Source organism: Streptomyces sp. NPDC007095, from assembly GCF_040634475.1.
Classification (GTDB): Bacteria; Actinomycetota; Actinomycetes; order Streptomycetales; family Streptomycetaceae; genus Streptomyces.
On sequence record NZ_JBEYFS010000027.1, the window covers coordinates 15,074 to 34,464 of the forward strand.

Annotated in this window: 16 protein-coding genes; 6 read left to right on the top strand and 10 right to left on the bottom strand. The window is 72.0% G+C overall.

The window, feature by feature from the left end; genetic code table 11:
* The first annotated feature begins 121 nt into the window (after positions 1-121).
* Positions 122-790 carry a TetR/AcrR family transcriptional regulator gene (locus ABZ656_RS12130; protein WP_101404858.1) on the top strand — a complete coding sequence of 223 codons (669 nt, stop codon included), beginning with the start codon at positions 122-124 and terminating at the stop codon, positions 788-790.
* A 50-nt stretch (positions 791-840) separates the two neighbouring features.
* Here the strand turns inward: ABZ656_RS12130 and ABZ656_RS12135 are convergent, their stop codons facing one another.
* Positions 841-1,032, bottom strand: a complete 192-nt coding sequence (locus ABZ656_RS12135) for a hypothetical protein (protein WP_101404859.1) — start codon at positions 1,030-1,032, stop codon at positions 841-843.
* A gap of 197 nt (positions 1,033-1,229) precedes the next feature.
* Between ABZ656_RS12135 and ABZ656_RS12140 the strand changes: the two genes are divergently transcribed.
* Positions 1,230-2,423, top strand: coding sequence for a histidine kinase (locus ABZ656_RS12140; protein WP_101404860.1), 1,194 nt, complete (start codon positions 1,230-1,232; stop codon positions 2,421-2,423).
* 25 nt (positions 2,424-2,448) lie between these two features.
* Entirely contained in the window at positions 2,449-3,096 is a 648-nt protein-coding gene (locus ABZ656_RS12145; protein ID WP_101404861.1) for a response regulator transcription factor, read from the top strand.
* A gap of 167 nt (positions 3,097-3,263) precedes the next feature.
* Here the strand turns inward: ABZ656_RS12145 and ABZ656_RS12150 are convergent, their stop codons facing one another.
* Positions 3,264-3,878 (bottom strand): TetR/AcrR family transcriptional regulator, encoded by a 615-nt coding sequence (locus ABZ656_RS12150; protein WP_101404862.1) that lies wholly within the window; start codon positions 3,876-3,878, stop codon positions 3,264-3,266.
* A 117-nt stretch (positions 3,879-3,995) separates the two neighbouring features.
* On the opposite strand from ABZ656_RS12150, the gene ABZ656_RS12155 reads away from it, so the two are divergent.
* Positions 3,996-4,955 (top strand): oxidoreductase, encoded by a 960-nt coding sequence (locus ABZ656_RS12155; protein ID WP_101404863.1) that lies wholly within the window; start codon positions 3,996-3,998, stop codon positions 4,953-4,955.
* A gap of 81 nt (positions 4,956-5,036) precedes the next feature.
* On the opposite strand, the gene galE is transcribed toward ABZ656_RS12155, so the two are convergent.
* From galE to ABZ656_RS12170, 3 genes are all read right to left on the bottom strand, one after another.
* Positions 5,037-6,017: a UDP-glucose 4-epimerase GalE gene (gene galE, locus ABZ656_RS12160; protein ID WP_101404865.1), complete on the bottom strand. Its 981-nt coding sequence runs from the start codon at positions 6,015-6,017 to the stop codon at positions 5,037-5,039.
* Between the two features lie 113 nt (positions 6,018-6,130).
* Positions 6,131-7,726 carry a glycosyltransferase family 2 protein gene (locus ABZ656_RS12165; RefSeq protein ID WP_360267173.1) on the bottom strand — a complete coding sequence of 532 codons (1,596 nt, stop codon included), beginning with the start codon at positions 7,724-7,726 and terminating at the stop codon, positions 6,131-6,133.
* A gap of 55 nt (positions 7,727-7,781) precedes the next feature.
* Complete coding sequence (locus tag ABZ656_RS12170; protein ID WP_180362492.1) at positions 7,782-9,062, bottom strand: glycosyltransferase family 87 protein; 1,281 nt, start codon at positions 9,060-9,062, stop codon at positions 7,782-7,784.
* Between the two features lie 108 nt (positions 9,063-9,170).
* On the opposite strand from ABZ656_RS12170, the gene ABZ656_RS12175 reads away from it, so the two are divergent.
* Positions 9,171-10,691, top strand: a complete 1,521-nt coding sequence (locus ABZ656_RS12175) for a glycosyltransferase family 39 protein (RefSeq protein ID WP_360267123.1) — start codon at positions 9,171-9,173, stop codon at positions 10,689-10,691.
* Positions 10,692-10,769: 78 nt separating this feature from the next.
* Here ABZ656_RS12175 and ABZ656_RS12180 read toward each other — a convergent pair whose 3' ends face one another.
* Positions 10,770-11,285, bottom strand: a complete 516-nt coding sequence (locus ABZ656_RS12180) for a MarR family transcriptional regulator (protein WP_101408078.1) — start codon at positions 11,283-11,285, stop codon at positions 10,770-10,772.
* A 124-nt stretch (positions 11,286-11,409) separates the two neighbouring features.
* On the opposite strand from ABZ656_RS12180, the gene ABZ656_RS12185 reads away from it, so the two are divergent.
* The gene (locus ABZ656_RS12185; protein ID WP_054229732.1) at positions 11,410-11,823 is read left to right on the top strand and encodes an organic hydroperoxide resistance protein; all 414 of its coding nucleotides are present in this window, start codon (positions 11,410-11,412) and stop codon (positions 11,821-11,823) included.
* Positions 11,824-11,867: 44 nt separating this feature from the next.
* On the opposite strand, the gene ABZ656_RS12190 is transcribed toward ABZ656_RS12185, so the two are convergent.
* Genes ABZ656_RS12190 through ABZ656_RS12205 form a run of 4 tightly spaced genes read right to left on the bottom strand, consistent with a single transcriptional unit; the run spans position 11,868 to position 19,389 of the window.
* The gene (locus tag ABZ656_RS12190; protein WP_360267127.1) at positions 11,868-13,508 is read right to left on the bottom strand and encodes a hypothetical protein; all 1,641 of its coding nucleotides are present in this window, start codon (positions 13,506-13,508) and stop codon (positions 11,868-11,870) included.
* Between the two features lie 46 nt (positions 13,509-13,554).
* Positions 13,555-14,925: a hypothetical protein gene (locus ABZ656_RS12195; protein ID WP_360267175.1), complete on the bottom strand. Its 1,371-nt coding sequence runs from the start codon at positions 14,923-14,925 to the stop codon at positions 13,555-13,557.
* An 8-nt stretch (positions 14,926-14,933) separates the two neighbouring features.
* The gene (locus ABZ656_RS12200) at positions 14,934-17,156 is read right to left on the bottom strand and encodes a CDP-glycerol glycerophosphotransferase family protein (RefSeq protein ID WP_360267130.1); all 2,223 of its coding nucleotides are present in this window, start codon (positions 17,154-17,156) and stop codon (positions 14,934-14,936) included.
* A gap of 1 nt (position 17,157) precedes the next feature.
* A complete protein-coding gene (locus ABZ656_RS12205; RefSeq protein ID WP_360267133.1) occupies positions 17,158-19,389 on the bottom strand; it encodes a CDP-glycerol glycerophosphotransferase family protein in 2,232 nt (743 codons plus the stop codon).
* Positions 19,390-19,391 lie beyond the last annotated feature (2 nt).

Consider the following 19,391-nt stretch of genomic DNA (forward strand, 5'->3'; position numbering starts at 1 on the left):
CGTCCTTGACGTTTCTTACTGCCGCTTTGCCAGCTTCTTACGTCGGGACGGGACCGTATCGTCGCAACGCGAGACTAGAGCTTCTCGACGTCGGAACGCAACCGTTTCGTCGTAACGCCCTATGCTGGAAGACATGACGACGAACGCCGACACCACGAGTGCCGCCGCGAAGGCGGGGAGTGCTGCCGGGAAGGCCCCGCGTCGTAGGGCTCCGGCGGGGGCGGCCGTGCTGCGCGAGGACGTGACCGAGGCGATCCGGGCCGCCGTCTTCGAGGAGCTCGCGGCCGTCGGCTACGCCCGCATGTCCATCGAGGGCATCGCGCGCCGCGCGGGCGTCGGCAAGACGGCGGTGTACCGGCGATGGCGTTCGAAACTGCACCTGGTGCTCGACCTGGTCTCCGCCATAGCGGTCCAGGGACTGCCCGCCCCCGACACGGGCTCCTTGGAGGGCGACCTGCGCCTGCTGTACGAGGTCACCTCCCGTGCGCTGCGCCACCCCGTGGCCGGCCAGATCATCCCGGACCTCCAGGCGGAGGCGGCCCGCAACCCCGACATCGCGGACGCCATGCAGAAGGCGCTGCGGGAAGGCCAGCAGGGAGTGGCGAGCGGGATCGTCGCGGCTGCGGCCGCGCGGGGTGAGGTGCGCGAGGGGATCGACCAGGAACTCGCGCTCGACCTCATGTCGGGCCCGCTGTACTGGCGGGCGGTGGTGGTCCGCGGGACCAAGCTGCCGAAGGGGTACCTGGCGAGCCTGGCCCGGGCTACGGCGGCGGCGCTGCGGGCGCTGTGAGGGCGCCCGTCCGACGGGCGGACTCGGGCACCCGCCGAAAGGGGTCGGGCTCAGGCGGCGTGCTGCCCCTGCTTGCGGCCCTTGAGTAGGGCGCTGCCCGCTCCGAGGGAGACGGCTCCCATGCCGGCCGCGGTCGCGACGCCCTGCGCGCCGTCGACGACGAACGGGGCGGCCGCGGCGACGACGAGGTTGAACAGGAACAGGAACCAGAGGACCGGCTTCGACGACAGGAGCGCCTTCATGAGGATGTTTCCTTCCAACGGGGCCTGGGGCGGCCTGTTTTCCGAGGTCGACGGGGTGTTTCCCGTTGAGATCGACTCTGCCGTCGCCTGATCGCCGCCACGAGGGAGCGCCCTCCCGAACCCGTGGTGTATTGGGCTACACCTCACCAGGGTCACCTGTTCGCCCACGGTGGTTGCCGTTCGCCTAGCCTGTGCCCATGCGAGAGACGGTGCGGCAGGCGGCGCGGGCCACGGCCGGCCTCGTCATGTCCGCCGCGCTGGCCTTCGGCACGATCCTCTTCATCACCGTGCTGCTGATCACGGCCACGCTGACGCTCGCGGTGGTCGGCGCCGGGCTGCTGCCCGAGACGGTGCTGCTGATCCGGCGGATCGCCGGGGCCAAGCGGAACCTGGTGGCCCAGTGGACGGGCAAGGTGATCCCCGAGGCCTACCAGCCCATCGAGGGCCCGCTGCGGCAACGACTGCGCACGGCGGTCCGCGGCCCCGGCACGCTCGGCGACCTCCTCTGGATGATCTCCCACTACGTCTACGGCTTCCTCGGACTGCTCACCGCCCCGCTGTGGCTGCTGGGCCTGCCCGTCGACGGCGTACGGCAGGGGCTGCTCGGCCGTTCCCCGCTCGTCCTGCCGCTGATCGGCCGGCTCGCGGACCTCGACGCCGCCTGGTCCACCGCCCTGCTCAAGCCCTCCCCGGAGGCGCTGCTCGCCGTCCGGATCGAGGAGCTGACCGAGACCCGGGCCGGTGCGATCGCCGCGCACGGCGCCGAACTGCGCCGCATCGAGCGCGACCTGCACGACGGCACGCAGGCCCGGCTGGTCTCCCTGTCGATGCGCATCGGCATCGCCAAGCGGGCCTATGAACGCGACCCGGAGACCGCGCTCAAACTTCTCGAGGACGCGCAGAGCCAGGCCGAGGAGGCGCTGACCGAGCTGCGCCACGTCGTCCGCGGCATCCACCCGCCGATCCTCACCGACCGGGGACTGGCCGGCGCCGTACGGGCGCTGGCCGCGAGCAGCGGGCTGGACGTCACCGTCGTCGTGGACGGTCTGGAGGACGGGGCGCAGAGCGGGTCCCGGGCCCCGGCGGCGGTCGAGGCGGCGGCGTACTTCGTGGTCGCCGAGTCGCTGACGAACGCGGCCAAGCACAGCGGATCCGAGCGCGCCGAGGTGCGGCTGGTGCGCATGCGCGGCGGGCTGAGCGTCCGGGTCGCCGACGAGGGGCAGGGGGGTGCTGGGGGCACCTCCCAGGCTTTCGGCTCCGGGGGCGAGGGGGGCGGCTCCGGGCTGCTCGGTATGCAGCGACGCGTGGCCGCGCTCGACGGGACCCTGCTGATGACCAGCCCCGTCGGGGGGCCGACCGTGATCGAGGTGGAGCTGCCGTGCGTGTGGTGACCGGGACAGTGGAGACGAGGCCGCCGTGCGTGTGGTGATCGCCGAGGACAACGCCCTCCTGCGGGAGGGGATGGTGCTGCTGCTGACCTCCGCCGGGCACGAGGTCGTGGCCGTCGCGGGCAGCGGCCCCGAGGTGCTGCCCGCCCTCCTCAAGCACCGGCCGGACGTCGCCGTGCTCGACGTCCGGATGCCGCCGGGCTTCCGCGACGAGGGCCTGCGCGCGGCCCTGGAGGCACGCAAGGAGATCCCCGGCCTGCCGGTGCTCGTGCTCTCCCAGTACGTCGAGGAGTCGTACGCCGCCGAACTGCTCGGCGGTGGTGCGAGCGGAGTCGGCTATCTGCTCAAGGACCGGGTGGGCCGGGTCGACGAGTTCCTCGACGCGCTCGACCGGGTCGCGACGGGCGGTACGGCTCTCGACCCCGAGGTGGTCACCGAGCTCCTCACCCGCCGCCGTGACGACCCGCTCGACACGCTCACGCCCCGCGAGCGCGAGGTCCTGAAGCTGATGGCCGAAGGCCGCGACAACACGACCATCGCGAAGACGCTGGTCGTCACGGAACGCGCCGTCAGCAAGCACATCGGCAACGTCTTCCTGAAGCTGGGCCTGCCGCCGAGCGACAGCGGCCACCGCCGGGTACTCGCGGTACTGGCCTACCTCAACAGGGACTCGTGAACCGCACCGGGCACCGGAATCCCGCCCATCCCGTAGAGGGCTCCGACCCGCCCACCCGTGACGGCGGCGGTGTCGCTTGCCCGCAGCGCGGACCCGAGACAGGTTCGCACCGCACCGTCGCTGTGTTCATCGGGGACCCCTCGGACCCTTGAGGGCGGGGCATGGGGTCAGTGTGGCGTGGCGGTGTCCGGGGCGCAGCCGCGGAGGGTGTGGGCGATGACGTGCTCCAGGTCCCTGTCCAGGGTTTCGCTGGGCAGGGTGACGCTGACCGCGAGCCGCGCGAAGCCGTTGAGGGTGCTGAAGATCGGGATGGCGATGGTCTCCAGGGGTCCTTCGCGGACCTCGCCCCTGCGCTGGGCCTCCGTGATGAGTTCCGCGGCCAGGCCCCCCATGCTCTGGGAGGCCTTGACCAGGGCCTCGGACGCCTCCGGGTCGTGCTTGACGGCGAACATGAGGTCGAGGAGTTCCGCGTTGGCGGTGGCGAAGCCCACATAGGTGCGGGCCAGGGCGCCGAGCCGGTCGGCGAAGGACTCGCCCGCGGTCTCCTGTGACGCGGTCAGGGTGGCCAGGAGCCGTTCGAAGCCGGCCAGGGCCAGCGCGTCCAGCAGGGCCTGCTTGTCCTTGAAGTGCCGGCTCGGGGCCGCGTGACTGACGCCCAGGTCGCGGGCCAGTTCGCGCAGGGACAGGGCGCCGGGGCCCCTCTCTTCGAGTGTTTCCTCGGCGCGGGTCAGCAGTGCGGCGCGCAGGTCTCCATGGTGGTAGCGGCGAGGGCGGGTCTGCATGCCCGCCAGTCTATCCGGTATGTGACCGGCGGCTACATTGTTGGCGCTGCCAGCTTTGTTGGCATCGTCATCATTGTTGTCGTTGACATCATTGTTGTCGGCGTCTACATTCAGGGTATGGCTACCAAGCACTCGGCTGACCAGAACAGCAAGTGGAACGCGGGCGGCATCGGTGACCAGCGCGGCCGTACGGCCGTGGTCACCGGCGCCAACAGCGGGCTCGGCATCGCCACCGTCGACGCCCTCGCCCGGGCCGGCGCCCATGTCGTCCTCGCGGTACGGGACCCGGGGCGCGGCGAGGCCGCCGCCCGCACCGTCAACGGAAGCGTCGAGGTGCGCCGACTGGACCTCGCGGACCTCGCGTCCGTGCGCGAGTTCGCCGCGTCCTGGCGGGGCGACCTCGATCTGCTGATCAACAACGCGGGCGTCATGAACATCCCCGAGGCCACCACGAAGGACGGCTTCGAGATGCAGTTCGGGACCAACCACCTGGGGCACTTCGCCCTGACGAACCTGCTGCTGCCGCACCTCACCGACCGGGTGGTCACCGTGTCCTCGGGGGCACACAAGATGCCCGGCACCCCCCGCATCCACTTCGAGAACCTGAACCTGACCGGCGAGTACTCGCCCGTCGCCGCCTACAGCCAGTCCAAGCTCGCGAACCTGCTGTTCACGCTGGAACTCCAGAGCCGGCTGGCCGCCGCGGGGTCGTCCGTACGGGCCCTCGCCGCGCACCCGGGCTGGGCCGCCACCGGCCTCCAGGGCCGGGACGCCAGCGTGCTGCGGCGCACGCTGATGGCGGTGGGCAACCGGTTCATCGCCCAGGACAACAAGGCCGGCGCCCTGCCCACGCTGTACGCCGCGACGCAGGACCTGCCCGGCGCCAGCTATGTGGGACCCGACGGGCTGGGCGAGATGCGCGGCACGCCGACACTGGTCGGGCGCTCGGCCGCGGCCAGCGACCCGGTGTCCGCGGTCCGCCTGTGGGCGGCCTCCGAGGAACTGACCGGCGTCACCTTTCCCCGGCTGGAATCCGAGCAGAGCCAGGGCCGGACCCCGCAGACCATCTCGGTCTAGGTCCTGTCCGCCGGACAAGACCTGGACCGACAGGGCCTGGACCGACAGGGCCTGGACCGCCGGGCCCTGGGGTGACGAGTCCTACGAGCGCGCCGCGCCGGGGTGCAGCCGTACCCACCCCGCCCATGCCGACGTGATCATGTCCTGGACGTCGTACTTCGCCTTCCAGTCCAGTTCCACCGCGATGCGGTCGGCGGAGGCGACGACGCGCGCCGGGTCGCCGGGGCGGCGCGGTGTGGTCACCGCGGGACGGTCGTAGCCGGTGATCGCGTTGATCCGGTCGATCATCTCGCGGACCGAAACGCCTTCTCCGCGACCGATGTTGAGGGTCAGGTCACGCCCGGGCGAGGCCTCGAGGGCGCGGGCCGCGGCCACGTGGGCCTCCGCCAGGTCCACCACGTGGATGTAGTCCCGTACACACGTCCCGTCGGGCGTCGGGTAGTCGTCACCGAAGATGCGCGGCGGCGCGTCCTCCGTGAGCTTCTCGAAGACCATGGGGACGAGGTTGAAGACACCGACGTCGGCGAGTTCGGGGGTCGCCGCCCCCGCCACGTTGAAGTAGCGCAGCGATGCCGTGGACAGGCCCGTGGCGCGGCCCGTAGCACGGACCAGCCACTCGCCCGCCAGCTTCGTCTCGCCGTACGGGCTCATGGGTGCGCAGGGGGTCTCCTCCGTCACCAGGTTGACGTCCGGCATGCCGTAGACCGCGGCGGAGGACGAGAACACGAAGGAGCCGACGGACGCCGCCGTCACCGCCTCCAGGAGAACCCGCAGGCCCTCGACGTTCTCGCGGTAGTAGTGCAGCGGGAGGTCGACGGACTCACCCACCTGCTTCTTCGCCGCGAGGTGGACCACGCCGGTGATCGCGTGTTCCTCGATCGTGCGGGCCAGCAGCTCGGCGTCCAGCGTCGAGCCGACCACCAGCGGCACGTCGGAGGGAACCCGCTCGGCGATGCCCGTGGACAGGTCGTCGTAGACCACGGCCTGCTCGCCCGCGTCCCGCATCGCGCGCACCACGTGCGCCCCGATGTAGCCGGCGCCGCCGGTGATCAGCCAGGTCATGAACGGTCGTCCCCTCGGGAGTGAGATCAGTGTGAGAGCGGTGTGAATCGGTGCGAGATCGGTGCCGTGAGATGTGAGAGCAGCGCCGGTGAGATCGCCGGGACGCTCGCGTATCAGTGAAGCAGGCGCTTGAGCCGACGGCGCACCACGTCGGCCATTCCTCTCCAGCCGGGCGCCAGGCGCAGCGCCAGCGCCCCCGCGTGGGTGCGGTACGGCTGCACCAGCAGGACGCCGTAGCGCAGGTTCGGGACCGCGCGGCGGCGCAGCAGGCCCCCGCCGCCGACCGCGTGCGCGGTGACGTCCCGGCTCGAACCGTCACGGTAGTGAACCCGCAACCGCAGGTCCCAGGTGCCCGAGCCCAGCGCTGACAAGTCCACCGGCAGCTCGCCCGACCAGGTGTCCCGGTCCGCGTCCTGCGCCAGCCCGACCGGCAGGCTCAGCCCGATCCGCCCCTCGTCCCGGTGCACGAACTCCACGTCCGCCGAGGCCGGACCGGCCTCCGCGAGCCGTCCGTACAGGTCGTGCAGGCGCAGCCGCAGCCGTGCCGCACGCGCCTGGGGACGCAGTTCCGCGTCGACCGCGGCGGGCAGCACGTGCGCGGGGCGTTCCAGGTAGTGGTCCAGCGTGACCTGGGGGAGGTCGTCCGACCAGACGGGCGTGCCGTCGGCGTCGCGGGCGTACGGCGGGCGCAACCGGGCCGGGCGGGCGGCGAGTTCCTTGAGGCGGGGCAGGTCGCGGGGCTCTTCGGAGGCGAGCACGACACGGGCGATCAGCCGGCCCGGGGCGGTCGGGTTGACGGTGAAGTCGCCGGCGTCGAACGTCGACAGGTACGTGCGCGTGAGCTCCCACCAGGCCCGCCGGTAGCCGGCGTCGCGCAGCTCCAACTCGCGGGCGTACATACGCAGTTCGTGGTCGAGAAATTTGGCGTTGGCGGCCCGGGCGAGCTGCTTCTCACCGGCGCCGAGCAGGATCTCGTAGGCCGTGCGGTGCGCCTCGGTGCGGGAGCGCCAGTTCTCGATGTCCGCGCGGTCCAGCGAGATCGACAACTGCTGGGCGCCGCGCCGCACATGCCACACGTACACCGTGTCGGGGATCAGTGCGATGCGCGGTCCGGCGGCCAGCACGCGCGCGGTGAACACGAAGTCCTCGTAGGGGTGACGGCCCTCGGGGAAGCGGATCGCGTGTTCACGAAGGAAGTCGGTTCGGTACAGCTTGTTGACGCACAGCGTGTCGTGGACCAGACGGGGCCGCTGTGACGGGTGGGGGATCAGCGCGGGCTTCGCGTACAGGTCGCGCTCCCAGGGGACCTCGCGGCCCGAGGGCAGTTCGCGGCGTACGCACAGACCCGCCGCGACCTCCGTGCGCTGTGCCCGCGCCGCTTCGAGCAGCGCGTCCACGGCGCCCGGCGGCAGCACGTCGTCGCTGTCCAGGAACATCACGTACGGGGCGGTGGCCGCGTCGATGCCGTCGTTGCGGGGGCTGCCGCAGCCGCCGCTGTTCTCGGAGCGGCGTATGACCTTCACGCGCGGCTCATCGGCGGCGAGGCGGTCGAGGAGGTCGGCGCTGCCGTCGGTCGAGCGGTCGTCGACGGCGAGCACCTCCCGGACGGCCGGGCCCTGAGCGAGTGCCGAACGCACCGCGTCCGTCACGTGGTCGGCGTCGTTGTAACCGATGACGACGACACAGACCTGCGAGTGGTGAGGTTTCATAGGATCCACGGGCCGAAATCGTAGGGCGTGACAGTAATTTTCCGTTAAGAGGTACTTAGTGTCCGGTCCGGAAGACGACAGGAATCGGGTGGGAGTTCCGTTCCTGCGCGTCATTTTTCGGCCGATCCACCACGAGCACGGGAAGTCCGGAGTGCCAGAGCCGGGTGAAGGACAGCACCGCCGCGGCCGCCAGCAGACCGTTGCGGATGAGCATGAGCAAACAGCCCGTCCATGTGCTGTCGATGACCTCCCCGTACAGGGCAGGGTAGGCCACGGAGCTGACTGCCGTCGCCACGACGACGAGCACCGCCACCGGGCGCTGTGTGGTGTGCCGCGATGTCAGGCACACGGCGGCCAGACCGAGCAGCCACACCATGTACTGGGGACTGATCACCCGGCTCGTCACCGTGAACATCAGCACGGCGGCGAACGCGGCGTCGTACGGGGTCGCCGCAGTCCAGTGCCGTGCGCGCACCCGCCACAGCAGCAGGAGCGCGAAGGAGACGGCCGTCAGGGCGAGCGAGAGGGTCGCGACGGTCTGGACGTAGGGGCCCACGAACTCCATCGCGCCGTATTGGTAGCGGACGCTGCCCGGCCAGCCCGCATGGCGTGCGAAGCCGAGCGCCGTGCCGCCGAGCGACTCGATCTGCACGCCCCGGCCGCCCTGCTGGCGCAGGAAGTCGAAGGGGTCGCTGAAGGCCGTCGCGAGGACGGTGAGCAGGGTGACCGCCGTGAGTGCCGCCGCCGTCCAGGCCTCCCGGGTCGTACGGCCCCGGGGCGTGCCGATGAGGGCGAGCGCGGGCCAGACCTTCACCAGGGCGCCGAGCGCGGCGAAAGCGCCGCCCGTGCGCGGGGAGCGCTTCAGCGCCAGCAGGGAGACGACGGCGAGCGCCGTGACCTGTACGTCGTAGCGGGCGAGCGGGATGTGCAGCAGCAACGGCAGGCCCAGCGTCCACAGTGCCGCGCCGCGCAGGCTGCGGCCGGGTCCGCTGCCCGCGCGCGCCAGGGCCAGCACGATCACGGCGTCCGCGACGAGCGTCAGGGCCACGAAGGCGTGCAAGTACGTCAGGCCCGGCAGCAGTCCGGGCGAGAGCAGTACGGGGCCCGCGCCCGGCGGGTACTGCCACAGCCGGTCGCCCGCCGGATAGGCGCCGTGCGACAGGGTCTTGTACCAGCGGAAGTAGAGGTGACTCACCTCGCGGGAGACCCCGCCGCCGCCCAGCACGGAGAGGTCGTCGTGCGCGAGCAGCCACAGCATCAGGGCGCGGGTCGCCACCCAGGCGGCGGCGAGGGGGAACAGGCGGGATCGGCCTCGGAGGCTCAGGTATGCGCTCATCAAGGCCGGATCGTAGGCTCTCGGATGCCTCAATGGGGCTGATACTCCATCAAGGGTTAACGAAGGTTAGTTAATAGTAAGAATTTGGACATGGGGGTAAAGGTGTTAATGAAACGGTCCGGCGCCGGCCGCCAGGAGGCTCCGGAGGTCTCGGCCGAGCCCGTGGCGCGGGTCGCCGCCGTGGTGCTGCCCGTGGTCGTCATGCTCGCGCTCGGGCTCTGGAGGCTCGACCGCGGGGGGATGTGGCGCGACGAGGCGGCCACCTACCAGGTCGCGCGGCGCTCGGTTCCGCAGATCTGGCATCTGTTGCACCACGTCGACGCGGTGCACGGTCTGTACTACCTCTTCATGCATCTCGTCCTCGTCCCCGCCCCCAGCGAGGTCGCCCTGCGCCTGCCCTCGGTCGCCGGCGCCGCCGCGACCGCGGGTCTCGTCGCCGCCCTCGGGGTCCGCCTGTGCAACCCTCGCGTCGGCCTCTGGGCGGGACTGCTGTACGCGGTCACCCCCCTGGCCGGGCACTTCGCCCAGGAGGGCCGCTCGTACGCCCTGGTCGCGGCCGGGGCGACGGCGGCGACCCTGCTCCTCGTGAGGGCCCTGCGCGGGGACAGGGGCTGGTGGGCGTACGGCGTGACCGTCGCCGTCACCTGCCTGCTGCACGAGTTCGCCGTACTCCTCCTGCTCGCGCACGGCACGACCCTGGCGCTGACGCGGATGCCGTGGCGGGTGTGGTGGCGATGGGGTGTCGCGGCGGGGGCCACGCTGCTCGTCCTGTCGCCGCTCGCGCTCGTCTCCCACCGGCAGTCGGCGCAGGTGGCATGGCTGGCGGTGCCGAACCGGAAGAGCGTGGACCAGCTGATCCACGCCTTCCTCGGTCAGGCCCAACTGGTGTTCGTGCCCTACCTGTTCCTGATCGCACTCGCCCTGTGGCGCCCGTTCCCGCGACGCGGCGAGGTGACCCTCCTGGCGGTCGCCCTGCCGCTCCTGCTGGTCCCGCCGACGGTCCTGATCGCGGTCTCCCGCTTCCGGCCGCTGTACGACGAGCGGTATGTGCTGTACGCGCTGGCGGGGGCGCCGCTGCTGGCGGCGGCGGGGGCGGAGCGGCTGACCGGATGGGTGTCGCGGCTGCCGAGCGCCGCGGCTCCCCGCCTCGTCGCCCTCGCCGGTGTCCTCGCCATCTCCCTCGTCCTCGCCGTCCAGTTCCCCCTGCTCCGCGAGGACCGCGACCCCGCCCGCCGTCCCGACAACCTGGCCGCCGTCTCCGCCGCCGCCGGTCGTGAACTGCGGCCCGGCGATCCGGTGTTGTACCTGCCGTCGCTCACGCGTCGCTCGGCGCTGGCCTATCCGGCCGGCTTCCGCGGGGTGCGCGATGTCGCCCTGAAGAGGTCCGCCATGGTGTCCGGGACGCTGTACGGGACGGAAGTGGGCCCGCGCGAACTGCGCAGTCGGCTCGACCGGCTCGACCGGGTGTGGCTGATCTGCGAACCGTTCGTGTTCCGGCCGCACTGGCATCCGGACACCTCGGTCGCGACCGAGGACACCAAACGCGCCGTACTCGCGCGGGAATTCACCCTGCGCGAGCAGATCGTCCGCAGGGGCGTCACCCTTCGCCTGTACGTACGTCGCCGCTAGGGCCCGTCCGGCGGATCGGACCCTAGGTCCTGTCGCCAAGTTCCCGTCGCGGGGCAGACGGGAGTTTGACGACAGGACCTAGGAGACGTCCGCGCCGGCCGCGTCCAGGGTCGTGGGGTCGAGTGCCGCCGCGTCCAGCGCCGCCGTGAGCCGGTCGAGCCGCGCCTGCAGTTCCCGGATCTCCTTGAGGTCCGCGCCCGTCGCCGCGGCGATCCGGCGCGGCACGAGCAGCGCACGCTCGCGCAGGGCGGTGCCCTCGTCCGTGAGATGGACGTGCACGGAGCGCTCGTCCACCGCGCTGCGCTCCCGCCGCACCAGACCGGCCGTCTCCAGCCGCTTGAGCAGCGGGGACAGCGTCCCGGAGTCGAGCCGCAGATGTTCGCCGACCTTCTTGACGGGCAGCTCGCCGTGCTCCCACAGCACCAGCATCACCAGGTACTGGGGGTAAGTGAGCCCGAGGTCCTTGAGGATCACCCGGTAGACGCCCCCGAAGGCGCGCGAGGCGGCGTTCAGGGAGAAGCAGATCTGCTGGTCGAGGCGGAGGTAGTCCCCGTCGGACGGGGCCCGGGGGCTCGGGGTCGGCATGGCGGTCATGACTCCAGGATAGCTCTTGCCCGCCATTAAGTTGTGCGCAATTGAATTGCGTGCTCTAATTGTGGCCGTGAGGCGGTCGGACCGGCCGCCCCGGCAAGACCTTGACTTGAGAGGGATGGTCTCCATGGACGCGCTCTACACCGCTGTCGCCACCGCCACCCACGGCCGCGAGGGCCGCGCCGTCAGCTCCGACGGCAAGCTCGACCTCCAGCTGGCCATCCCGGTGGAGATGGGCGGCAGCGGCCAGGGCACCAACCCCGAGCAGCTGTTCGCCGCCGGCTACGCCGCCTGTTTTGCCAGCGCCCTCGGCCTCGTCGGCCGCGCCGCGAAGGTCGACGTCAGCGAGGCCGCGGTGACCGGTGAGGTCGGCATCGGCAAGCAGGGCGAGGGCTTCGGCCTGGCCGTCACGCTCCGCGTCGAGCTCCCCGACTCCGTGGACGAGGCCACCGGCCGCAAGCTGGTCGAGCAGGCCCACCAGGTCTGCCCCTACTCCAACGCCACCCGAGGCAACATCCCGGTCGAGCTCGTCATCGAGTAGTTCGGGAGAGTTCCGTGAGGTCGTGAAACGCGCCCCGTGCCCCTTCAGGGGCGCGGGGAACTGCGCGTTCGGCTCCCACTGCCCGCAGTCTCCGGACACCTCTTGACGCACGCCCCCACCCGGGCCAGCACCTCGCCGGTCTGAGAACTCCAGGCCACCACCGTCGCCTCCTCCGGCACCCGACGCTCCCGGGTCAGCAACAGCCACCGCACGTGATACCGCCGCACCACCGCGGAGCGCCCGGCGCGCGTCGACGCGGGGTCGAGATAGCCCCGGACGGCCGTGAGCCGCCGTACCCGCTCCCGTTCGTCCAGTCCCGCGTCCGGCCACACGGGCGCGGCCAGGTTCGGGCCGTAGCCCGGGATCAGACGGGCGGCGTAGTACCCGTCGGCGATCACCACCTCGCCTGGCTTGATGTGCCGCGCCGCCCAGTCGTACGAGGGCCAGCGTGGCGGCTGCTCGAAACTCACCGGATCGAGTGAACGCGGTACGACGGCACCGGCCTGCACCGTGAGAAAACCGACGCAGGCGCCGACGGCCGCCACCACGCCCAGCGCCCGCCGCCACACCGGCCACGGCCGCGCCGCCGCCAGTTCGATCGCGAGCGCGAACTGCGGTGCCACGAGCGCGAGTCCCAGGATCCTGCCGTAGGTGTAGTGCCCGCTGACCCAGCCGTACGCCACCGCCAGGCAGTCCAGCGCGAACATCAGCACCAGTGGGTCCCGCCAGGAGCGCCGCGCGCGCAGCCACAGTGCCGGTACCCCGATCAGCGCCAGCCAGAAGTGCCCGGGCACCCCCTCGTACAGCCGCCGCTGCATCGCGTCCATGCTGTGGTCCCCGAACAGCGTGAGGACGTCGAAGTACGGCCAGAGGTGGGCGGTCAGCAGCGCCGCCGCCCCCGTGATCGCCCACCGGCCCGCCACGGCGGCCCGCCACCCCCGCTGCCAGCCGGCCACGAACGCCACCGCCCCGAGCGCCGCCGCCGACGCGGTGATCGGATGGACGAGCAGGATCAGCCCGTAGAGGACGCCGAGCCCCTTGTACCCGGAAAGGCTCCGCAGCCCGCTCGGGCCGACGTACCGGACCGGGCCGCCGATCCCTCCCGCGAGCGTGCCCGTGAGCGCCCAGGCCCAGAAGGTGAGTCCGATGGCGAACGTCGACGGATAGCCGAGGTTCCCCGTCATTGACATCAGCCCGAGGTAGCCGCTCGACCAGGCCCGCTCGGTACCCCACAGCAGCACCATCGCGAGCAGCGCGCACACCGGGGCCCAGGGGCGGCGGGGCACCAGGACGCGGACGAAGCGGCCGATCCCCGTGAGCAGCACCAGCAGGTTCAGCGGCACCGAGAGCCGGACCACCTCCCAGCCCGCGAGGCCCGTCAGCCGGGCGAAGGCGCCCTGCGCCACGGTGTACGGCGAGTAGAAGGGGCTGCCCTCGCCCGGCAGGTCCGCCGTCGGATGGGCCGGATGCAGGAGGTTCGCCCTGAGGCGCTCGACGACCGCCGCGTGCTGGCCGAAGTCGCAGCACATCGGCACCCGCCAGGAGGCGAGGCACAGCACCAGCCAGAACAGTCCGCCGAAGACCTGATACGGCGAGGGGCGAGAGGGGGCGCCGTGCAGCGCGGTCGCGCCGCGGGCGGTCCGCCGGACCAGGAGGTCGACCTCGCTCTGAGCTGTTCGGATCATTTGTCGTATATGCCCACCGAAGCCAACGGCTTTGCCGAACTTCACCTCATCGAGCGACTCCGGCGTCCACCCCGGCGCCCATCCCGGCGTCCCTTGCGGTGTTCGGCCCCGCGTCCGCCCGAAGCGGGCCCGGCACCGTGTCGAGACCCCGCACCCGCGGCCGTACGACCTGTTCCAGCAGCAGCGGAAGTCCGACCACCGGCAGCACCCACGCCAGCACGATCAGCCGGTCGCCGTAGATGTTGATGTCGGGGTGTGCGGCCTGGTTGAGGACGCCGGTGAGCGCGCCCGCGACCAGGAACACCCCGAAGGCCGGACGCTGCCGCAGCGCGCCCCAGGCCCCGGCCAGCAGGGCCGTCAGGAAGAACGGCTCCCAGAGCTCGCGGCGCAGCCACTCCACCCAGAAGTTGACCTCCAGGTCCAGGAAATCCGGCCAAGGGCGGCTGCGGTCGGGCCGGGAGAAATGGGCCGTGAGCAGGTCCTGGAGGGACTCCGACTCGGACGGGTAGCCCAGCACCTTCGCCGCGAGCAGGGTGACGGCCACCCCGCAGGCCGCCACCACCCCCACCTCCCGCAGCGGTCGCGCGAGCCTGCGCAGCGGTTGCCGGACCCCTCCGCGCCGGATGCCGAGCACCGCACAGGCGCCCACCAGACACAGCCCGAGGAACAGGGCCTGCGAGTGCTTGACGGCGAAGAGCGCGGCCAGGGACCCGCCGACCAGCGCGGTCGCGGCCCGCGTCCGGCCCTCCAGAGCGAGTGCGCAGCCCCACAGCGCGGCCAGCGTCAGGGTCAGCATCAGGCCCTCGGTCATGGGCCGCATGGCGGTCGTGCCGCACGGCAGGACGTAGAAGAGGGCCTGTCCGGTCAGCGCCGCGACGGCGGGGGCGCGCAGGGTGCGCAGCACCAGGAAGGCGAGTACGCCCCCGGTGACCGTGATGAGGACACTCGACGTCCACAGGCCCCACTTCACACCGAGGACGGTGATGAAGGGGACCAGGAAGACCGGGTAGCCGGGGCGCGTCTCGAAGATCCGTATGAAGCGCGGCGGCATGAACGGCACGGTGTGGCCCGCCGTCTGCCCGGCGCTCAGCCGCTTCGAAACCCACCCCCACTGATCGCGCCGGCACTCCTCGACGACCTGCCCGGCCGGGCTCGGCTCGCGGAAGTGGACGACGTTGACGCTCTGGTCACGGCGCGCGACGGACGCCCGGCCGGCGCAGGCGTAGTCGATGGTGGCCGCGGCCGCCTCGTGTTTGCTCGCGCCGCGCAGACTCAGGGCGTACGAGAGGTAGTTCTTGGTGTCGGGGGTGTCGCGGCCGGTGACGTTCGCGAGCTGGAGCAGGGCGAACACGACGGCCAGGACGACCACCCAGAACCGGGGCGGTCGCGGCTTCACGAACGGGCCGAGGGCGGTCATGAGGGCGCTCACGACGACGTGAGGACGTCGTGTCCCGCCTGCGCGGGCACCACCGCCACTGCCACTGCCACCGGCACCGGGTGCTCGACGCGCTCGCCGAGCATCAGCGTCCGTACCACCCGCTCGGCGGCCCGTCCGTCGTCGAACGCGCAGAACCGCGCCCGGAACCCGGCCCGCAGCCGCGCCGACTCCTCGTCCCGCCAGGACCCGGACGCGAACATCCACGCCAACTCCCGGTAGGAGCCGGTCACATGGCCCGGCGCGTCGGCCGTGATGTCGAAATACGCGCCCCGGCTCGCGGCGTACGCCCCCCAGTCGTCCGCGTGGATCACGATCGGCCGGTCCAGGTTGGCGTAGTCGAACATCAGGGCCGAGTAGTCGGTGACCAGCACGTCGGAGGCGAGCATGAGGTCCTCGACGTGCGGCTCGTCGGTCGCGTCGAGCACGACCCCGCGCCGGTGCAGCTCGGACAGGCCCATCCCGCGCGAGGGGCCGTCCGTGAGCGAGGGGTGCAGCCGTACGAGGAGGGTGTGGCCCTCGCCGAGGTCGTCGGCGAACCGGGCGAGGTCGATCCGGTCGACGAGCCCGCCGCGGACGTAGTCGCGGCGCGTGGGCGCGTACAGCACCACCCGATGGCCGGCCGGGATGCCGAGGCGGGCGCGGACCGCCGCACCGTCCTCGGGCCGGGCCCGTACGAGGACGTCGTTGCGGGGGCTGCCGGTGCGCAGCGAGGTGAAGTGGCAGGGGTAGGCGCGGTCCCAGACCAGTTCGGAGTGGCGGTTGGCGACGAGGCTGTAGTCCCAGCGGTCGGCGCGGCGCAGCATCTGCGGCACGTCGAAGCCGTGCCGGGCGACGGGCTTGTCGCGCAGGTCGGCTCCCATGTACTTCAGCGGGGTGCCCTGATGGGTGTGCACATGGACGCTGCCCGCGCGCTTGACCAGGGTGCCGGGCCAGTTGACGTTGTTGATCAGATAGGTGGCGCGGGCGGTGACCCGGCGGTAGCCGAGCGAGTCCGGCAGGACGTACTCGATGCCGGGCGGCAGCAGCGGCACCTGGTCCTCGCGCACCACCCACACCCCCCGGACGTGCGGGGCGAGTACGCGCGCCGCGTGGTAGATCGCGCCCGGGTCGCCGAGCACCCCGCGGTGCGAGAACGCCGAGTACACCGCGAGGTCCGGGTCCAGCGGCCGGTGCTCGTACGCCGCGGACCAGCCGCTCTTGACCCGGGTGGCCGCCGCCCTGCGCACCTGGAGCCCGCGCCGCCCGAGTTCCTCGCCGAGCCGGCCGGACTGGCGCCGGGCGAGGTAGGTCACGTAACCGCCCTGAAGGACGCGCAGTTCGCGCGGCACCGGACCGCCGCCCTTGTGCTTGCGGAAGAGGGCGGCCGTACGCCGGAAGAACTCGCCCTTGTCGGACGCGGGCAGCCGGTCCGGCTTGGCGAGGATGTCCAGACAGTGCTCGCCCATCTTGCGGTGCAGGAAGGGGCGCCAGCTCGACAGCTGCGGGCGGGAGTCGACGAAGGCGAAGACCCGCTCGTACTGGTCGTGGATGTCGAAGTGCTTGCGGCTGGTGGTGGACAGGATGTTGCCCTGGCGGCGCTGCCGGTAGTTCAGGCAGATCCGGTCCAGGGTGGCGATCCGCTCCGCGCTGAGCAGGACCGGGAAGGTCCAGGGGGTGTCCTCGTAGTAGCCGGGCGGGAAGGTGAAGCCCTCCCGCTCGACGAACGCGCGGCGGTAGACCTTGTTCCACACGACCATCAACAGGTCGAGGATCTCCGGGTGTTCGGCGGCCGTGAAGCACCCGTCGCCGCCCTCGGCCAGCACCTGCGAGAGGACGTTGCGGCGCGTACCGCCCCACCAGTAGGTGCGCGCGTAGTCGAAGACCAGCACATCGGGGTCGGCCGTCTCGTCGAGGCGGTCGGCCATGGCGCGCAGGGCGCCCGGCGTGAGGGTGTCGTCGCTGTCGAGGAAGAAGAGGAAGTCCCCCGTCGCGTACGGCATTCCGGCGTTGCGGGCGCGGCCGAGCCCCACGTTCTGCGGCAGGTGCAGCACCCGCAGGCGCGGTTCGCGGGCCGCGTACTCGTCGAGGATCGCGCCGCAGCCGTCCGGCGAGCAGTCGTCGACCGCGATCACCTCGATGTCGGTGTACGACTGGTCCAGGACCGAGTCGAGGCACTCGCGCAGAAAGCCCTGCACCTTGAAGACGGGGACGATGACGCTGAAGCGGGGCACGTCAGCTCCTTACGAGGGTGGACGCGGCGGGGGCCGGAAGGCGCTCGGCGAGGGGGATCACCGGGGGGATCGCCTCGGGCGGCAGGCCCAGCAGCACCCTGCGGACGACCCGCTCGGCGGCCTGCCCGTCGTCGAACTGGCAGAAGCGCTCACGGAACGCGGCCCGCAGGGCCCGCGAGGAGTCGTCCGCGTAGGAGCGGTCACGGAAGGCCGCCGCGAGCTCCCCCGGGGTGCGCACCACCGGGCCCGGCGGTGCCTCCATCAGGTCGAAGTAGACGCCCCGCGTCTCCCGGTAGACCTCCCAGTCGTCCGCGTACACGACGATCGGGCGGTCGAGGTTGGCGTAGTCGAACATGATCGACGAGTAGTCCGTGATCAGCGCGTCGGCGGCCAGACAGACGTCCTCCGAGGACCGGTGCCGGGTCACGTCGATGATCCGGCCGCTGCTTCTGCCCCTGCCCTCGTCGTAGAAGTAGTGGGCGCGCAGGAGCACGACGAACTCGTCGCCGATCTCCTCGCAGAAGGCCTCCAGGTCGAGCCGGGACTCGAAGCCGGTGCTGTAGTCGCGGTGTGTGGGCGCGTAGAGGAGGGCGGTCCTGCCCTCGGGGACGCCCAGCCGGGCGCGGACGCGGGCCACGTCCTCGGCGGTCGACGTGTAGTAGACGTCGTTGCGCGGATAGCCGTACTCCAGGGCCTCGTACGTGCCAGGGAAGGCCCGCTCCCACATCTGGGTGGAGTGCCGGTTGGAGGAGAGGTTGTAGTCCCAGCGGTCCATCCGGGCCAGCAGCTTGGCGAAGCTGCCGGTCGCGGCGGCCACGATCGGATACGTCGACTGGTCGACGCCCATCGTCTTCAGCGGCGTGCCGTGCTGGGTCTGCAGGTGCACGCTGCCGGGCCGCTTGACGACCCCGTCCGCGAAATTGGCGTTGTTGACCAGGTACTTGGCACGGGCCAGCACCTCCCAGGCGCGCGGGCTGCCGATCACCGCGTACTCCAGGCCGTCCGGGACCTGGTCCACCGCGTCGGCCTCGACCAGGAACACCGAGCGCAGATGCGGGGCGAGTTCGAGGGCCTTGGCATGGATCGCGGCCGGGCTGCAGGCGTAACCGCGGCCCCAGTAGGCGCAGTACACGACGAGGTTCTCGTCGAGGGGGAGGCGCAGTTGCACGGCGTACCGTGCGCGGGCGCTCAGCCGGCGGGGGCGCGGCAGCTTCCCCCAAGCTCTCGACTTCGCTCGACCAGGGGGGACCCCCGTCCTCGTCATCCGCCGGCTGACGCCGCGCAGCGCGCGGAACGCGCTGTACGCCCCGGCCGCCAGGAGCCGGTACTGCACCCCGATCCGGCCCGGCGGCGGCCGGAACCCGGCGGGCCGGTGGCGCCGGTAGAGGCGGCCCGCACGCCGGAAGAAGGCCCGGCGCCGGTGCAGCGGAAGCCGCTTCGGATGGGCGGCCGACTTCAGCACCGCCGCGAAGAGGTCACCGAACAGCGCCCGCGACCGCTCCACGGACAGCTCCTCCTCGGCCGCCCGCCTCAGCACCAGGTCGACCTGGTCGAGGAGCTGGAACTGGTGCTCGCCCGGCGTGTTCAAGCGGCTGCCCTGCCGCCGCAGCCGGTGCCGTACGACGACCTGGCGCAGCACCGCCACCCGCCGGGCGGCGACCGTCACCAGGCCGCCCCAGCCGAGATCCGTGAAGTGCCCCGGGGGGAAGGCGAGGCGCCGCTCCCGCAGGAACGCCCGGCGGTAGGCCGCGCTCCACGCCGGAAGGCCCGCCCCGGTCAGCCGCGGCGCCCGGTCCGGGGTGAACACCCCCTCCGGGGTCTTCGGGAGCGACGGTGCGCTGGTCTCGACGTCCCACCAGTGGATGCGTTCGTGCCCGAAGTAGAGGACGTCCACCTCCTCGGGCCCCTCCTGGAGTCTGTGGTCCAGGGCGGCCAGCGCGCCCGGCACCAGGACGTCGTCGCCGTCGAGGAAGAGCAGATACGTGCCGCCCGCCGCCCCGGTCCCGGTGTTGCGCGCCCCGCTCAGTCCGTCCGCGGGGGGCGAGTGGACCGGGGCGACCCGGGAGTCCCGCGCGGCGTACCCGGCGGCGACCTCGCCCGCCGGGGAGTCCGGCCCGTCGCAGACCGGGATCAGCTCGAAGTCTCCGAAGGACTGGTCGAGGACCGAGTCCAGTGCGAGGGCCAGCCGCCCGGCGACTCCATGAGTGGGGACGATGATGCTGAAGCGGGGCATTC

Bases quoted from the DNA above. Each gene is read 5' to 3' on its own strand.
- ABZ656_RS12130 (WP_101404858.1), top strand. From the start codon at position 122: ATGCTGGAAGACATGACGACGAACGCCGACACCACGAGTGCCGCCGCG.
- ABZ656_RS12135 (WP_101404859.1), bottom strand. From the start codon at position 1,032: ATGAAGGCGCTCCTGTCGTCGAAGCCGGTCCTCTGGTTCCTGTTCCTG.
- ABZ656_RS12140 (WP_101404860.1), top strand. From the start codon at position 1,230: ATGCGAGAGACGGTGCGGCAGGCGGCGCGGGCCACGGCCGGCCTCGTC.
- ABZ656_RS12150 (WP_101404862.1), bottom strand. From the start codon at position 3,878: ATGCAGACCCGCCCTCGCCGCTACCACCATGGAGACCTGCGCGCCGCA.
- ABZ656_RS12155 (WP_101404863.1), top strand. From the start codon at position 3,996: ATGGCTACCAAGCACTCGGCTGACCAGAACAGCAAGTGGAACGCGGGC.
- galE (WP_101404865.1), bottom strand. From the start codon at position 6,017: ATGACCTGGCTGATCACCGGCGGCGCCGGCTACATCGGGGCGCACGTG.
- ABZ656_RS12165 (WP_360267173.1), bottom strand. From the start codon at position 7,726: ATGAAACCTCACCACTCGCAGGTCTGTGTCGTCGTCATCGGTTACAAC.
- ABZ656_RS12170 (WP_180362492.1), bottom strand. From the start codon at position 9,062: ATGAGCGCATACCTGAGCCTCCGAGGCCGATCCCGCCTGTTCCCCCTC.
- ABZ656_RS12175 (WP_360267123.1), top strand. From the start codon at position 9,171: ATGAAACGGTCCGGCGCCGGCCGCCAGGAGGCTCCGGAGGTCTCGGCC.
- ABZ656_RS12180 (WP_101408078.1), bottom strand. From the start codon at position 11,285: ATGACCGCCATGCCGACCCCGAGCCCCCGGGCCCCGTCCGACGGGGAC.
- ABZ656_RS12185 (WP_054229732.1), top strand. From the start codon at position 11,410: ATGGACGCGCTCTACACCGCTGTCGCCACCGCCACCCACGGCCGCGAG.
- ABZ656_RS12190 (WP_360267127.1), bottom strand. From the start codon at position 13,508: ATGATCCGAACAGCTCAGAGCGAGGTCGACCTCCTGGTCCGGCGGACC.
- ABZ656_RS12195 (WP_360267175.1), bottom strand. From the start codon at position 14,925: ATGACCGCCCTCGGCCCGTTCGTGAAGCCGCGACCGCCCCGGTTCTGG.
- ABZ656_RS12205 (WP_360267133.1), bottom strand. From the start codon at position 19,389: ATGCCCCGCTTCAGCATCATCGTCCCCACTCATGGAGTCGCCGGGCGG.